We start from the raw sequence: 17,231 nt of genomic DNA on the forward strand, positions 1-17,231 counted from the left end.
AGACCGGACTACTTTCAGAACTACCTCAGAGAGAACGTGGCCATGAGTGGTGACAGCAATGCCCTCCAGCAGAGCAAACTCGTCGAGTCGCTGAGGCGGGTCGCCGTCGACCTCAACGAGACCAAGTCCCGGCTGCGCGAGTACGAGGACCGGGCCAACGAGCCGTTGGCGATCGTGGGAATGAGCTGCCGCTACCCGGGCGGGGTCACCTCGCCGGACGAGCTGTGGTCGATGGTGTCGGACGGGCGCATCGGCACCTCCCGGTTCCCCACCGACCGCGGCTGGGACCTGGAGAACCTCTACCACCCGGACCCGGACAACCCGGGCACCGCGTACACCCGTGAGGGTGGGTTCGTCGACGCGGCGGGCGACTTCGACGCCGAGTTCTTCGGGCTGAGCCCCCGCGAGGCCCTGGCCATGGACCCGCAGCAGCGGCTGCTGCTGGAGGCCGCGTGGGAGGCGTTCGAGAACGCCGGCATCGACCCGACGACGCTGCGCGGCAGCGACACCGGTGTGTTCTGCGGTGTGATGTACCAGGACTACGGGTTCGTCGCCGGCACGAGTGACCGCCGGGAGCAGATCGAGGGCTACCTCACGATCTCCTCGGCGGGCAGCGTCGCCTCCGGCCGGATCTCCTACACGTTCGGCTTCGAGGGCCCGGCCGTCACGGTCGACACGGCCTGCTCGTCCTCGCTCGTCGCGATGGACAGCGCGGCCAAGGCCCTGCGACTGGGCGAGTGCTCGATGGCGCTCGTCGGCGGTGTGACGGTGCTCGCTCGGCCGAACGTCTTCGTGGAGTTCAGCCGCCAGCGTGGAATCTCCCCGGACGGGCGCTGCCGGGCGTACGCGGCCGCCGCCAACGGGACCGGCTGGGCCGAGGGCGTGGGTCTGGTGGTGCTGGAGCGACTGTCGGATGCGCGTCGCAAGGGGCACGACGTGCTGGCGGTGCTGCGCGGGAGTGCGGTGAACCAGGACGGTGCGAGCAACGGCCTGACCGCGCCGAACGGTCCTTCGCAGGAGCGGGTGATTCGGGCGGCGCTGGCCAACGCGGGTCTGAGCACGGCGGACGTCGATGCGGTCGAGGGTCATGGGACGGGCACGAAGCTGGGTGACCCGATCGAGGCCCAGGCGCTGCTGGCGACCTACGGTCAGCAGCGCTCGGGCGACCCGCTCTGGCTCGGCTCGCTGAAGTCGAACATCGGACACACGCAGGCTGCGGCGGGTGTCGGCGGTGTGATCAAGATGGTGATGGCGATGCGGCACGGGGTTCTGCCGCGGACGCTGCATGTGGACGAGCCGTCGCCGCACGTGGACTGGGCCTCGGGTGCGGTGGAACTGCTGACCGAGGCGCGGGAGTGGTCTTCGTCGGAGGGGCGTCCGCGGCGTGCGGGTGTGTCGTCGTTCGGTGTGAGCGGTACGAATGCGCACGTGATTCTGGAGGAGGCCCCGGCCGCGGAGCCGGCCGCGGAGCCGGCCGAGGCGGCCGAGGTGGCGGAGGTACCGGTCCGGGGTGTTGAGCTGCCGGTGGTTCCGGTGGTGGTGTCGGCCAAGTCGGGGGCGGCGCTGCGTGAGCAGGCGGACCGGCTGCGGGCTCATCTGATCGCCGAGCCGGGACTGTCGCTCGCCGACGTCGGCTTCTCGTCGGTGGTGTCGCGGGCGCAGTTGGATTCCCGTGGTGTGGTCGTGGCCTCCGATCGTGGTGAACTTCTGGCCGGTCTGGGCGCGTTGGCTGCGGGTGATCCGGCGTCGCAGGTGGTTGAGGGTCGTGTGGTGGCGGGTCGGCCGGTGTTCGTGTTCCCGGGTCAGGGGGCGCAGTGGGCTGGTATGGCGGTGGAGTTGCTGGACTCGTCGCCGGTGTTCGCGGGGTTGATCGCGGAGTGTGATGAGGCGCTGTCCGCGTTCGTGGACTGGCGTGTGGTGGATGTGTTGCGTGGGGCGGAGGGTGCGCCGTCGCTGGAGCTGGTGGATGTCGTCCAGCCGGTGTTGTGGGCGGTGATGGTGTCCCTGGCCGGGTTGTGGCGTTCCTTCGGTGTCGAGCCGTCCGCGGTGGTGGGTCATTCCCAGGGGGAGATCGCCGCTGCGTGTGTGGCGGGTGGTCTGTCGCTGGGGGACGGTGCGCGGGTGGTGGCGCTGCGCAGTCGTCTGGTGCGGGAGCGTTTGGCGGGCCGGGGTGGCATGGTGTCGCTGGCGGTCGGTGTGGAGCGGGCCGAGGAGTTGGTGGGTCCGTTCGGCGGTCGGGTGTCGGTGGCTGCGGTGAACGGGCCGGCGTCGGTGGTGGTTGCGGGTGAGCCCGCGGCGTTGGACGAGATCGTGGCCCGGTGTGAGGGCGAGGGTGTTCGTGCGCGTCGGGTGGCGGTGGACTACGCGTCGCACTCCGCGCAGGTGGAGGCCATCGAGGACGAGCTGGGCGAGGTCCTGGCCTCGCTGAAGCCGGTGTCGGGGAGTGTGCCGTTCTACTCCACCGCGGTCGGTGGGTTCGTGGACACGGCCATGCTGGACGCCGGGTATTGGTACGGGAACCTGCGGGGCCGGGTCGGTTTCGAGGCGGCGGTGCGGGCTCTGGTGGACCAGGGCGCGGGCTGTTTCGTGGAGATGTCTCCGCATCCGGTGCTGGGTCTGGCGCTTGAGGGCACGTTGAGCGCGCACGGTGTGGCTGAGCGTGTGGGTGTGGTCGGGTCGTTGCGGCGTGGTGAGGGTGGTCTGCGCCGGTTCGCGTTGTCGCTTGCCGAGGCTTTCGCGGTGGGTGTGGCGGTGGACTGGTCCGTGTTCTACAAGGACACGGGTGCCGCGCGCACGGTCCTGCCGACGTATGCGTTCCAGCGTGAGCGGTTCTGGCTGATGCCGGGTGTGGGTGGTGGTGATGTGTCCGCGGCTGGTCTGGTGCGGGTGGACCATCCCGTGCTGGGTGCCGCGGTGCGGGTGGGGGACCGGGATGAGTGGGTGTTCGCGGGGCGGATGTCCCAGGAGACCCAGCCCTGGACCCGTGACCACATGGTGTTCGGGTTGGTGTTGGTGCCCGGTGCTGCGCTGGTGGAGATGGCGTTGTCGGCCGGCCGTCAGGTGGGGTGTGGGGTGCTGGGTGAGCTGGTGTTGGAGGCGCCGTTGGTCCTGGAGGACGATGCGGTGCTCCAGGTTCAGGTCACGATCGGTGCGGCTGGTGAGGACGGGCGTCGTGAGGTCGGGGTGTATTCCCGTCCGGAGGCCGGTGAGGGTGACGAGGAGGTCGGGACGACCTGTCACGGTCGTGGCTGGCTGACCGAGGACGCCGAGCCGGTAGCGGCGTTCCCGCTCCAGTGGCCGCCCGCCAACGCCGAATCCATCCCCGTCGAAGGGCTCTACCCGCGGCTGGCCGATATCGGCCTCGACTACGGGCCGCTCTTCCAGGGCGTTCGGGCAGCATGGCGGGTCGGCGACGATGTCTACACCGAGATCGCGCTCCCGGACGACGCCGTCGGCGTCGGCTCCGGATGTCACCCCGCGCTCTTCGACGCCGCACTGCACGGAGGCATGCTCTCCAAGGCGGCCGGATCCGGGGTGGACCTCCCGTTCTCCTGGTCCGGGGTCCGGCTCGGGGAGTCCCGTACGACCCGCGCCCGCGTACGGATCTCCCCGGCCGGGGGTACCGCGCTGCGGATCGACGTGATCGACGAGACCGGGGCCACCGTCGTCGCCATCGACTCCCTCGGACTCCGTCCGGTGGATGCTTCGCAGCTTGAGCGTTCGCAGGGTGTCGGCGATGCGCTGTTCCGGGTGGACTGGGTGGAGGTCGCGGCTGAGCCGGTGGGTTCGGTGCGGGTGGCCGTCCTCGGTGAGGAGTTCGCGGACCTGGGCGCGTTGGAGCAGGCGCTGGCCGGTGGGGCGGAGGTTCCGGAGCTGGTCGTTGCCGAGGTCGGGGTTCCTGTGGGTGGGGGGCCGGAGGCGGCGCGGTCGGTTGCGGTGGAGGTCCTGGGGCTGGTGCAGCGTTGGCTGGCCGTGGAGGGGCTGAGTGAGGCGCGTCTGGCGGTGGTAACCCGTCGGGGCGTGGGTGTGGGTGATGAGCTGCCGGATGTGGCGCTGGCTCCGGTGTGGGGTCTGGTGCGTAGTGCGCAGTCGGAGCATCCGGGTCGGTTCGTGTTGGTCGATGTGGACGGGGACGGGGGCGGGGTTCCGGAGTGGGGTTCGTTCGCGGGTGGTGAGGAGCCGCAGTTCGCGGTGCGTGGTGGTCGGGTGCTGGTGCCGAGGCTGGGGCGGGTTTCCGCGTCGTTGCCGGCGGGTGGTGCGTGGCGTCTGGCGGTGGGGCGTGCGGGTTCGTTGGAGGATCTGGCGCTGGTTCCGTCCGAGGGTGGCCGGCCGTTGGGTGCTGGTGAGGTGCGGGTCGATGTGCGGGCTGCGGGGGTGAACTTCCGGGACGTGCTGATCGCGCTGGGGATGTATCCGGGTGAGGCGCCGCTGGGCAGTGAGGCTGCGGGTGTCGTGCTCGAAGTCGGTGCCGAGGTGACCGACCTGAAGCCCGGCGACCGCGTCTACGGCCTGATCCTCGACGCCTTCGGCCCGGTCGCCGTCGCGGACCGTCGCACGATCGTGCCGATGCCGTCCAACCTGACCTTCGCGCAGGCGGCGGCCGTGCCGGTGGTCTATCTGACGGCGTACTACGGTCTGGTCGACCTCGCGGGGCTGCGGGCGGGGGAGCGGGTGTTGGTGCACGCCGCCGCGGGTGGTGTGGGGATGGCCGCGGTGCAGCTGGCCCATCACCTGGGTGCGGAGGTGTTCGCGACGGCGAGTGCGCACAAGTGGGATGCGGTGCGGGCGCTGGGTGTTGCGGACGGGCGGATCGCCTCCTCGCGCGATCTGGCCTTCCGTGACGCGTTCCTTGAGGCGACCGGGGGTGCGGGCGTCGACGTGGTCCTCAACGCCCTCGCGGGCGAGTACGTCGACACCACGCTCGAACTGCTGCCCCGGGGTGGCCGGTTCATCGAGATGGGCAAGACCGACATCCGCGACCCGAAGGTCGTCGGCGCCGCGCACGCCGGCGTCCGGTACCGCTCGTACGACCTCCTGGAGGCGGGTCCGGACCGGATCCAGGAGATGCTGGTCGAGATCAGCGCGCTGTTCGAGCTCGGCGTGACCACGAGCGCGCCCATACGTGCGTGGGATGTGCGTCGGGGTGCCGAAGCACTGCGGTTCCTGCGTGAGGGCCGAAACATCGGCAAGGTCGTCCTCACGGTTCCGCAGGCGCTCGACCCCTCCGGGCCGGTGCTGGTCACGGGTGGTACGTCCGGTCTGGGTGCGCTGTTCGCGAAGCACCTGGTGGAGCGTCACGGGGTCCGTGACCTGTTGCTGGTGAGCCGGCGGGGTGCGGCGGCGGAGGGTGTCGCCGAGCTGGTGGCGGAGCTGGCGGAGGCCGGTGCGACGGTGCGGGTCGAGGCCTGCGATGTCGCCGACCGTGACCAAGTGGCTTCTCTCATCGCATCGTTGGAGCGGCCGCTGACGGCGGTCGTGCATGCGGCGGGTGTGCTGGACGACGGTGTGATCGAGTCGATGACCGCGGAGCAGGTCGAGCGGGTCATGCGTCCGAAGGTGGACGCGGCGTGGCACCTGCACGAGCTGACCGCCGGCATGGACCTCGCGGCCTTCGTCCTCTTCTCCTCCGCCGCAGGGCAGCTGGGCAACCCGGGTCAGGCGAACTACGCGGCGGCCAATGCGGCACTCGACGCCCTCGCGGCCAAGCGCCGCACGGAAGGCCTGCCCGCCACGTCCCTGGCCTGGGGCCTCTGGGCCGACGCCACGGGCATGACCGGCGAGCTGGGCGAGGCCGACCTCGCCCGGATGGAGCGGACCGGCGTCGGGGCGCTCTCCCAGGAACTCGGTCTGGAGCTCTTCGACCACTCCCTCGGCTCCGAAACGGCGCTGTTGGTGCCCGTACGGCTGGACCTGGCGGCGCTGCGGCTCCAGGCCCAGGACGGGATGCTGCCCGCGCTGCTGCGGGGCCTGGTGCGTACGGCAGCCCGGCGTGCCGATTCGGCGGGCGGGTCGCTCACCCAGCGGCTCGCCGGTCTCACGGAGGCCGACGCGGAACAGCTCGTGCAAGAACTGGTCCAGGCCCAGGTCGCGGCGGTGCGCGGCAACGCGTCCGGCGCGGAGGTGTCACCGGACCGGGCGTTCAAGGAGCTCGGCTTCGACTCGCTGGCCGCGGTGGAGCTGCGCAACCGGCTCACCCGGATCACCGGACTGCGGCTGCCCGCCACCCTCGTCTTCGACCACCCGACACCGGCCGACGTGGCCCGGCTGCTTCTGAAGGAAGCCGGTGGCGGCGCAACCGAGGAAGTCCGATCGCCGTTCGACGAGGAACTGACGCGGTTCGAGGAACTGCTGACCGCGGCGGTCGGCGACGAGCGCGTACTCGCCGGCATCGAGTCGCGACTGCGCTACCTGAGCAACCGGATGCGTGTCGTCCTCAGCGGACACGACAGCCAGCTGGACGGCACGGGAACGACGGCGGACGACGAGCTCGACGCGGTGTCCGACGACGAAATGTTCGACCTGATCGACAAGGAGCTCGGTGCGGCATGACAACGGGGAACGCGGACGAGCAGAAGCTTCGCAGCTACCTGCGAAAGGCCACTCTGGAACTGCGTGCGGCGAACCGCCGTGTGCGTGAGCTGGAACAGGGCGACAGCGAGCCGCTGGCGATCGTCGGCATGAGCTGCCGCTACCCGGGCGGGGTGACCTCGCCCGAGGAGCTGTGGGAGCTGGTGTCGAGCGGCCGCGACGGAATGTCCGCCCTGCCGACCGACCGCGGCTGGGACCTGGAGCGGCTCTACAACCCCGACCCGGACCAGCTCGGCACGCTGTCCGCGACCGCGGGCGGCTTCGTCGACGGCATCGGCGACTTCGACGCGGACTTCTTCGGGATCAGCCCCCGCGAGGCCACGGCGATGGACCCGGCCCAGCGCCTCGTGCTCGAAGGGGCGTGGGAGGCGTTCGAGAACGCCGGCATCGACCCCACGTCACTGCGGGGCAGCGACACGGGCATCTTCTGCGGCGCGGTCACCTCGGACTACGGCGGCTCGATGCTGCCGGAGCTGGAGGGGTTCCGCCTGACCGGCACGCAGGGCAGCATCGTCTCCGGCCGCGTCGCCTACAGCCTCGGCCTGGAGGGGCCGGCGGTCACGGTGGACACGGCGTGCTCGTCGTCGCTGGTGGCGCTGCACATGGCGGCGCGGTCGCTGCGCTCCGGTGAGTGCTCGATGGCTCTGGTCGGCGGCGTCACCGTCCTCGCCGGTCCGTTCCTCTTCGTCGAGTTCAGCCGTCAGCGTGGTCTCGCGCCGGACGGGCTCTGCAAGGCGTACGCGGGTGCGGCCGACGGGACGGGCTTCTCCGACGGCATGGGTCTGCTGGTGGTGGAGCGGCTGTCGGATGCGCGTCGCAAGGGGCACAACGTGCTGGCGGTGCTGCGCGGAAGCGGCATCAACCAGGACGGTGCGAGCAACGGCCTGACCGCGCCGAACGGCCCCTCGCAGGAGCGGGTCATCCGGCAGGCGCTGGCCAACGCCGGTCTTCGGCCGTCCGAGATCGATGCGGTCGAGGGTCACGGGACCGGCACGAAGCTGGGTGACCCGATCGAGGCCCAGGCGCTGCTGGCGACCTACGGCCGCGACCGCTCGGGCGACCCGCTCTGGCTCGGTTCGATCAAGTCGAACATCGGGCACACCTCGGCGGCCGCCGGTGTGGCGGGTGTGATCAAGATGGTGATGGCGATGCGGCACGGGGTTCTGCCCCGGACGCTGCACGTGGACGAGCCGTCGCCGCACGTGGACTGGGCTTCGGGTGCGGTGGAACTGCTGACCGAGGCGCGGGAGTGGCCCGCGTCGCAGGAGCGCCCGCGGCGTGTGGGCGTGTCCTCGTTCGGGATCAGTGGGACGAACGCGCACGTGATCCTGGAGGAGGCCCCGGCCACGGAGCCGGTGGAGACGCCGGAGTCGGCCGAGCTGCCGCTGGTGCCGGTGGTGGTGTCGGGCAAGTCCGGTGCGGCGCTGCGTGAGCAGGCCGAGCGGCTGCGGGCGCACCTTCTGGCGGAGCCGAAGGCCTCTCTGACGGATGTCGGCTTCTCTTCCGTGGTCTCCCGGGCGCAGCTCGACTCCCGTGGTGTGGTGGTCGCCTCGGACCGGGATGAACTCCTTGCCGGTCTGGCGGCGTTGGCGGTCGGCGATCCGGCGGCTCGGGTGGTTGAGGGCCGCGTGGTTCCGGGTCGGACGGCGGTGTTGTTCACCGGTCAGGGTTCGCAGCGGGCTCGGATGGGTGTGGAGCTGGCGGGGGCGTTCCCGGCCTTCGACACCGCGCTGGAGCAGGTGTGTGCGGAGCTGGATCCGCTGCTGGGGCGTTCGCTGTGGGCGCTGTTGAGCGCGGAGGAGGGTTCGGCGGAGGCGGCTCTGCTGGATGCGACGGAGTTCACGCAGGCCGCACTGTTCGCGGTCGAGGTGGCGCTGTTCCGCCTGGTGGAGTCCTTCGGGGTCCGGGTGGACCACGTGATGGGGCACTCGGTCGGTGAGATCGTGGCCGCGCACGTGGCGGGTGTGCTGTCGCTGGCGGATGCGTGTGCGCTGGTGGTGGCGCGTGGCCGGCTGATGGGCGCGCTGCCGGCGGGCGGTGCGATGGTTGCGGTGCAGGCCGGCGAGGACGAGGTCGCGGCCTCGCTCGCCGGGTTCGAGGGACGGCTGGAGATCGCGGCGGTCAACGGCCCGCGCTCGGTGGTCGTCTCCGGCGACGCGGACGCCGCCGAGGAGTGGCTTCCGGCCTGGGAGGGCCGCAAGACTTCGCGTCTGCGGGTGAGTCACGCCTTCCACTCGCCGCGGATGGAGCCGATGCTCGCGGAGTTCGAGCAGGTCGCCCGGGGTCTGTCGTATGCGGCGCCGCGGATCGCGGTGGTGTCGAACGTGACGGGCGCTCTGGTCTCGTCCGAGCTCGCCGATCCGGACTATTGGGTGCGGCACGTGCGTCAGGCGGTGCGCTTCGCGGACGGTGTGCGGACGCTCCACGAGGCGGGCGTGCGCCGCTTCCTGGAGCTCGGCCCGGACGGTGTGCTGACCGCGATGGCCCGCCAGACCCTGGAAGAACTCGGCGACCACGTCGCCGGTACGGAATCGGTGCTGGTGCCGGCGCTGCGTGCCAAGCACCCCGAGGTGCAGACCTTCGTCAAGTTCCTCGGGCAGGTCCACATCGCGGGTGTGGAGGTGGACTGGTCCGCGTTCTACAAGGCCAGCGGAGCCGCACGTACGCCCCTGCCGACCTACGCGTTCCAGCGTGAGCGGTACTGGCTCGCGCCGGGCAGCGGTGCCGGGGACGTGGCGGCGGCCGGGCAGAGCCGGATCGGGCATCCGGTCCTGGCGGCGGCCGTCCAGGTCGGCGACCGTGACGAGTGGGTCCTGACCGGCCGGCTGTCCACCGACACCCAGCCCTGGACCTCCGAGCACCTGCTCTTCGGCACGGCCGTCGTGCCGGGCACCGCGCTGGTCGAGCTCGCCCTCGCCGCCGGCCGCCGGGTCGGCACTCATGTGGTGGACGAGCTGGTGCTGGAGGCGCCGTTGGCCCTGTCCGACGACGCGGCGCTGCAGATCCAGGTCACGGTCGGTCCGGCCGACGAGGACGGTCGCCGGGAGGTGGCCATCTACACCCGTCCGGAAAACGGTGACGACGACGAGCGGGAGGCGGTCTGCCATGCCCGTGGACTGCTCGGCCCGGACGCCGAGCCGGATCAGGCATGGCCGGCCGAGTGGCCGCCCACCGGGGCCGAGCCGCTTCCCGTGGACACGCTGTACGCGGGTCTCGCCGACCTCGGTTACGACTACGGGCCGGTCTTCCAGGGTGTGCGGGCGGCCTGGCGCGACGGCGACCGGACGTACGCCGAGGTGGAACTGCCGGGTGACGGTGGTGGCGAGGGCTTCGGCATCCACCCGGCCCTCTTCGACGCCGCTCTGCAGAGCGCCGTCATCATGCTGACCGGGCGGGACAACAACGGGCACCGGATGCCTTTCAGCTGGACCGGAGTCCGCCTGGAGCGCGAGGGCAGTTCGCGCCTGCGCGTCCGGGCCGTCGTGACCGGCGACTCCTCCGTACGCCTCGACGCGATCGACGAGTCGGGTGACGCGGTCGTGTCCGTGCGGTCCATCGTGGTGCGCCCGGTGGAGCAGGCACGGATCGACCATGCCCAGCGCGGACAGCAGAGCCCGCTCCACCAGCTGGACTGGACGGAGGTCACCGCAGCGTCGTCGCCGACGCCGGTGCGGGTGGCCGTCCTCGGTGACGAGTTCGCGGACTTGGACGCGCTGGAGCAGGCCCTGGCCGACGGCGCCGAATCGCCGGCGGTCGTCGTCGCCGCGTTGGAGACCCCGGCGGGTGATCCGGCATCGGCGTCGCGTGAACTCGCCGCGGACGCGATGGCGCTGGCACAGCGATGGCTCGCGAGCGAGTGGCTCGGTGAGGCACGGCTGGTCGTGGCCACCCGTGGCGCGGCCGCCGTCGGCGCAGAGGCGCCGGACATGGCGCAGGCTGCGGCGTCGGGTCTGGTGCGCAGCACGCAGGCCGAGCACCCGGGCCGCTTCGTGCTCGTGGACCTCGACGACCAGGGCGTCCCGGACTGGGGTGCGCTGCTCGACTCGGACGAGCCGCAGCTCGCGGTGCGTGGTGGCCGGCTGCTCGCGCCGCGGCTGGTGCGGGTGTCGGCCGTTCCCGGCGCGGGGCCGGTGCTGGACGGGCCGGTGCTGGTCACGGGTGGTACGTCCGGTCTGGGTGCGCTGTTCGCGAGGCATCTGGTGGAGCGTCACGGGGTCGAGGACCTGTTGCTGGTGAGCCGGCGCGGTGCAGCGGCGGAGGGTGTCGCCGAGCTGGTGGCGGAGCTGGCGGCGGCCGGCGCCACGGCGCGGGTCGAGGCCTGCGACGTCGCCGACCGTGACCAACTGGCTTCTCTCATCGCATCGTTGGAGCGGCCGCTGACGGCCGTCGTGCATGCGGCGGGTGTGCTGGACGACGGCGTGATCGAGTCGATGACCGCGGAGCAGATCGAGCGGGTCATGCGTCCGAAGGTGGACGCCGCGTGGCACCTGCACGAGCTCACCGCCGGCATGGACCTCGCGGCCTTCGTCCTCTTCTCCTCGGTCGCGGCGCTGATCGGCGCTCCGGGTCAGGCGAACTACGCGGCGGCCAACGCGGCCCTCGACGCGCTCGCGGCCAAGCGCCGGGCGGAAGGCCTGGCCGCGACCTCGCTGGCCTGGGGTCTCTGGGCCGACGCCGGCGGCATGACCGGGCAGCTCGGCGACGACGAGATCGCCCGGCTGGAGCGGATGGGCGTCGGTGCCATCCCGGCCGACCTCGGACCGAAGCTCTTCGACCAGGCCCTGGCCCTGGACACGGCCCTGCTGGCACCCGTGAAGCTGGACGCGGCCGCGCTCCGGTCGCAGGCACGGGCAGGACTGCTTCCCGCCGTGCTGCGGGGTCTGGTGCGGATGCCGAACCGCACCGCCGGATCCGGCGGCTCCCTGGCGGAGCAGCTGGCCGGCCTGACCGAGGCCGACCGGGCGCGGGCGGTGCTGGAGCTGGTGCAGACGCAGGTCGCCGCGGTCCTCGGGCACGCCTCTGGAACGGCGATCGACCCCGATCGGGCGTTCAAGGAGCTCGGGTTCGACTCGCTGAGCGCGGTCGAGCTGCGCAACCGGCTGACTCAGACCACCGGGCTCCGGCTGCCCGCGACCCTGGTCTTCGACCACCCGAGCCCGGCCCTGGTCGCCCGGCTGGTCCTGGCCGAGACCGGTGGAGTGGCCGAGGGCCAGCAGCGGGCCGTGACGCGATCGCGGCGCCCCTCCGACGACGAGCCGTTGGCGATCGTGGGCATGAGCTGCCGCTACCCGGGCGGGGTCACCTCGCCCGAGGAGCTGTGGAACCTGGTGGCCTCCGGGCGGGATGCGATAACCGGCCTGCCCACCGACCGCGGCTGGGACCTGGAGCGGCTCTACGACCCGGACCCGGACCAGCCCGGCAAGATCTACACGCGCGGCGGCGGCTTCCTGGACCGGCCGGGCGACTTCGATGCGGAGTTCTTCGGCATCAGCCCGCGCGAGGCCCTGGCGATGGATCCGCAGCAGCGGCTGGTGCTGGAGGCTGCGTGGGAGGCGTTCGAGAACGCGGGCATCGACCCGACGTCGCTGCGCGGCAGCGACACGGGTGTCTTCTGCGGCGCGGTGACCGCGGACTACGGCGGTGTCACGAGCTCGGAGCTGGAGGGCTACCGCCTGACCGGCACCACCATGAGCGTGCTGTCGGGGCGCATCTCCTACACGCTCGGCCTGGAGGGGCCGGCAGTCACGGTGGACACGGCGTGCTCGTCGTCGGCCGTGGCGCTGCACATGGCCGTCCAGGCGCTGCGCTCCGGTGAGTGCTCGATGGCCCTGGCGGGCGGCGTGACGCTGATGGCCGGCCCGTACCTCCTGACCGAATTCAGCCGCCAGCGGGCGCTGTCGCCGGACGGGCGTTGCAAGGCGTATGCGGGTGCGGCGGACGGGACGGGGTTCTCGGACGGTCTGGGTCTGCTGGTGGTGGAGCGGCTGTCGGATGCGCGTCGCAAGGGGCACCACGTGCTGGCGGTGCTGCGCGGGAGTGCGGTGAACCAGGACGGTGCGAGCAACGGTCTGACCGCGCCGAACGGTCCTTCGCAGGAGCGGGTGATTCGGGCGGCGCTGGCCAACGCGGGTCTGAGCACGGCGGACGTCGATGCGGTCGAGGGTCATGGGACGGGCACGAAGCTGGGTGACCCGATCGAGGCCCAGGCGCTGTTGGCGACCTATGGCCGCGACCGGTCGGGCGACCCGCTCTGGCTGGGCTCGCTGAAGTCGAACGTCGGGCACACGTCGGCTGCGGCGGGTGTCGGCGGTGTGATCAAGATGGTGATGGCGATGCGGCACGGGGTTCTGCCGCGGACGCTGCATGTGGATGAGCCGTCGCCGCACGTGGACTGGGCTTCGGGTGCGGTGGAGCTGTTGACGGAGGCGCGGGAGTGGTCTTCGTCGGAGGGGCGTCCGCGGCGTGCGGGTGTGTCGTCGTTCGGTGTGAGCGGTACGAATGCGCACGTGATTCTGGAGGAGGCCCCGGCCGCGGAGCAGGCCGAGGCGCCGGAGTCGGCCGAGCTGCCGCTCGTGCCGGTCGTGGTGTCGGGCAAGTCCGCGGCGGCGCTGCGTGAGCAGGCCGAGCGGCTGCGGGCGCACCTCCTGGCGGAGCCGAAGGCCTCTCTGACGGACGTCGGCTTCTCCTCCGTGGTCTCCCGGGCCCAGCTCGACTCCCGTGGTGTGGTCGTCGCCTCCGACCGGGACGAACTCCTCACCGGCCTGGCCGCGTTGGCCGCCGGCGACCCGGCGTCGCAGGTGGTTGAGGGTCGTGTGGTGGCGGGTCGGCCGGTGTTCGTGTTCCCGGGTCAGGGGGCGCAGTGGGCTGGTATGGCGGTGGAGTTGCTGGACTCGTCGCCGGTGTTCGCGGGGTTGATCGCGGAGTGTGATGAGGCGCTGTCCGCGTTCGTGGACTGGCGTGTGGTGGATGTGCTGCGCGAGGCGGAGGGTGCGCCGTCGCTGGAGCTGGTGGATGTCGTCCAGCCGGTGTTGTGGGCGGTGATGGTGTCCCTGGCCGGGTTGTGGCGTTCCTTCGGTGTCGAGCCGTCCGCGGTGGTGGGTCATTCCCAGGGGGAGATCGCCGCTGCGTGTGTGGCGGGTGGTCTGTCGCTGGGGGACGGTGCGCGGGTGGTGGCGCTGCGCAGTCGTCTGGTGCGGGAGCGTTTGGCGGGCCGGGGTGGCATGGTGTCGCTGGCGGTCGGCGTGGAGCAGGCCGAGGAGCTGGTGGCCGGGTTCGACGGTCGGGTGTCGGTGGCTGCGGTGAACGGGCCGGCGTCGGTGGTGGTTGCGGGTGAGCCCGCGGCGTTGGACGAGATCGTGGCCCGGTGCGAGGACGAGGGTGTTCGTGCGCGTCGGGTGGCGGTGGACTACGCGTCGCACTCCGCGCAGGTGGAGGCCATCGAGGACGAGCTCGGCCAGGTCCTGGCCGAGCTGAAGCCGGTCTCCGGGAGCGTGCCGTTCTACTCCACCGCGGTCGGCGGGTTCGTCGACACGGCCACGCTGGACGCCGGGTACTGGTACGGGAACCTGCGAGGCCGGGTCGGCTTCGAGGCGGCGGTGCGGGCTCTGGTGGACCAGGGCGCCGGCTGCTTCGTGGAGATGTCTCCGCATCCGGTGCTGGGTCTGGCGCTTGAGGGCACGCTGAGCGCGCACGGTGTGGCTGAGCGTGTGGGTGTGGTCGGGTCGTTGCGCCGTGGTGAGGGTGGTCTGCGCCGGTTCGCGTTGTCGCTTGCCGAGGCTTTCGCGGTGGGTGTGGCGGTGGACTGGTCCGTGTTCTACAAGGACACGGGTGCCGTACGCACGGTCCTGCCGACGTATGCGTTCCAGCGTGAGCGGTTCTGGCTGATGCCGGGTGTGGGTGGTGGTGATGTGTCCGCGGCTGGTCTGGTGCGGGTGGATCACCCCGTGCTGGGTGCCGCGGTGCGGGTGGGGGACCGGGACGAGTGGGTGTTCGCGGGGCGGATGTCCCAGGAGACCCAGCCCTGGACCCGTGACCACATGGTGTTCGGGTTGGTGTTGGTGCCCGGTGCTGCTCTGGTGGAGATGGCGTTGTCGGCCGGCCGTCAGGTGGGGTGTGGGGTGCTGGGTGAGCTGGTGTTGGAGGCGCCGTTGGTCCTGGAGGACGATGCGGTGCTCCAGGTTCAGGTCACGATCGGTGCGGCTGGTGAGGACGGGCGTCGTGAGGTCGGGGTGTATTCCCGTCCGGAGGCCGGTGAGGGTGACGAGGAGGTCGGGACGACCTGTCACGGGCGTGGCTGGCTGACCGAGGACGCCGAGCCGGTAGCGGCGTTCCCGCTCCAGTGGCCGCCCGCCAACGCCGAATCCATCCCCGTCGAAACGCTCTACTCCCGCGTGAACGACCACGCGCGACTGACCGACGTCGGCTTCGACTACGGCCCCGCGTTCCGGGCCGTACAGGCGGCCTGGCGGGTCGGCGACGAGGTGTTCACCGAACTCGAACTGCCCGAGGTCGCAGGTGACCCCCAGGGCTTCGGCATCCACCCGGCGCTGCTCGACTCCGCCCTCCACGGCGGACTCGGCATGCTCGACCGCGGCGGCGACAACCCGGGCGGACTCCCGTTCTCCTGGTCGGGCGTGCGGCTGGACCGCACCGGACTGACCCGGCTGCGGGTGCGTATCGGCCTGGCGGGCGAAGCCGCGTTGCGGCTCGATGTCGCGGCCGAGGACGGCACGCCGATCGCCAGGGTGGAGCGCCTCGACGTCCGACCGGTCGAGCAGGCGCAGCTCGAAGCGGCGCGACGGGGCGGACAGCGTTCGCTCTACCAGCTCGATTGGGTTGCGGCTCCGGCCACCGCGTCGTCGTCGGCACGGATCGCCGTGCTCGGTGACGCCGAAGCACCGGGCGAGCGCTTCGCGGACCTGGACGTGCTGGAGAAGGCACTCGTCGACGGCGCCCAGGCGCCCGAGCTGGTCGTCGCCACGTTCGCGCCGCCTGCGGGCGATGCGCACGAAGCGGCGCGCAAGGCCGCGACAGAAGCCCTGACCCTGGTGCAGCGCTGGCTGGCGAGTGCTGTGCCGGCCGAAGCCCGGCTCGCCGTGGTGACCCGCAACGCGGTCGCTGTCGGTACCGAGGCGGCCGACGTGGCGCAGGCTGCGGTACGGGGCCTGGTGCGCAGCGCGCAGTCGGAGCACCCGGGCCGGTTCGTGCTCGTCGATGTGGACGGGGGCGGCACGGCGGACTGGGCGAAGGTGTTCGCTTCGGACGAGCCGCAGTTCGCGGTGCGTGGTGACCGCCTGCTCGTTCCGCGGTTGGGCCGTGCGGACACGGCGGCCGAGGGCACGGTGCTGGACGGGACGGTGCTGGTCACGGGTGGTACGTCCGGTCTGGGTGCGTTGCTCGCGAGGCATCTGGTGGAGCGTCACGGGGTCCGTGACCTGTTGCTGGTGAGCCGGCGGGGTGCGGCGGCGGAGGGTGTCGCCGAGTTGGTGGCGGAGCTGGCGGTGGCCGGTGCGACGGTGCGGGTCGAGGCCTGCGACGTTGCCGACCGTGACCAACTGGCTTCTCTCATCGCATCGTTGGAGCGGCCGCTGGCGGCGGTCGTGCATGCGGCGGGTGTGCTGGACGACGGTGTGATCGAGTCGATGACCGTCGAGCAGGTCGAGCGGGTCATGCGTCCGAAGGTGGACGCGGCGTGGCACCTGCACGAGCTGACCGCCGGTATGGACCTGTCGGCGTTCGTCCTCTTCTCCTCGGTCGCGGCGCTGATCGGTGCTCCGGGTCAGGCGAACTACGCGGCGGCCAACGCGGCCCTCGACGCGCTCGCGGCCAAGCGCCGGGCGGAAGGCCTGCCCGCTACGTCCCTGGCCTGGGGCCTCTGGGCCGAGGCCGGCGGCATGACCGGGCAGCTCGGCGACGACGAGATCGCCCGGCTGGAGCGGATGGGCACCGTCGCCCTGACAGCCGAGACGGGCCTGGAGCTGTTCGACCAGAGCCTCACGGCCGGCGCCGCCCTGCTGGCGCCCGTACGGCTCGACCTGGGCACGCTCCGCGCTCAGGCGCGGGAGGGAATGCTGCCCGCGCTGCTGCGGGGGCTGGTCCGGATGCCGGAGCGATCGGCCGAACCCTCGGGCGGCTCGCTGGCACAGCGGCTCGCGGAGGTGCCGGAGGCCGACCGGGAGCAGGTCGTGCTCGACCTGGTACGGACGCACGCCGCGGCAGTCATCGGGTACGCGTCCGCAGCGGCCATCGACCCGGACCGTGCGTTCCAGGAACTCGGCTTCGACTCCCTGGGCGCCGTCGGGCTCCGGAACCGACTGACGCAGGCGGCCGGCGTCCGACTGCCCGCGACGCTGATCTTCGATCACCCGACATCGAGGGCGGTCGCGACCCTGCTCCTTTCCGAGATCGGCGGCGTCGCCGCAGAACCGCCGATCGACGTGGAACTGAGGAAGCTCAAGGACATGTTGGCCGGCGTCGAGAACGCCGAGAAGCAGCGCGTGGCGGGCCAACTCCGCGCTCTGCTGGCCGACATCTCCGACATCTCTGACAGCGGACAGGACACGAGCGGACAGATCGAGGCCGCCGCGACCGCGGACGAGGTCTTCAAGCTGATCGATGCCGAGTTCGGCGAGGCATGACAAGGA

The 17,231-nt window shown here is 71.7% G+C and carries 2 protein-coding genes; both read left to right on the forward strand.

Annotated elements, in window-relative coordinates:
- Positions 1–42: 42 nt before the first annotated feature.
- Positions 43–6,549 (forward strand): SDR family NAD(P)-dependent oxidoreductase, encoded by a 6,507-nt coding sequence (locus tag RMN57_RS28435; protein WP_313766130.1) that lies wholly within the window; start codon positions 43–45, stop codon positions 6,547–6,549.
- A gap of 38 nt (positions 6,550–6,587) precedes the next feature.
- Positions 6,588–17,225: an SDR family NAD(P)-dependent oxidoreductase gene (locus RMN57_RS28440; protein WP_396327991.1), complete on the forward strand. Its 10,638-nt coding sequence runs from the start codon at positions 6,588–6,590 to the stop codon at positions 17,223–17,225.
- Positions 17,226–17,231: the final 6 nt, after the last annotated feature.

It is taken from the genome of Kitasatospora sp. CM 4170 (genome assembly GCF_032110285.1).
GTDB classification, from domain to species: Bacteria; Actinomycetota; Actinomycetes; order Streptomycetales; family Streptomycetaceae; genus Kitasatospora; species Kitasatospora aburaviensis.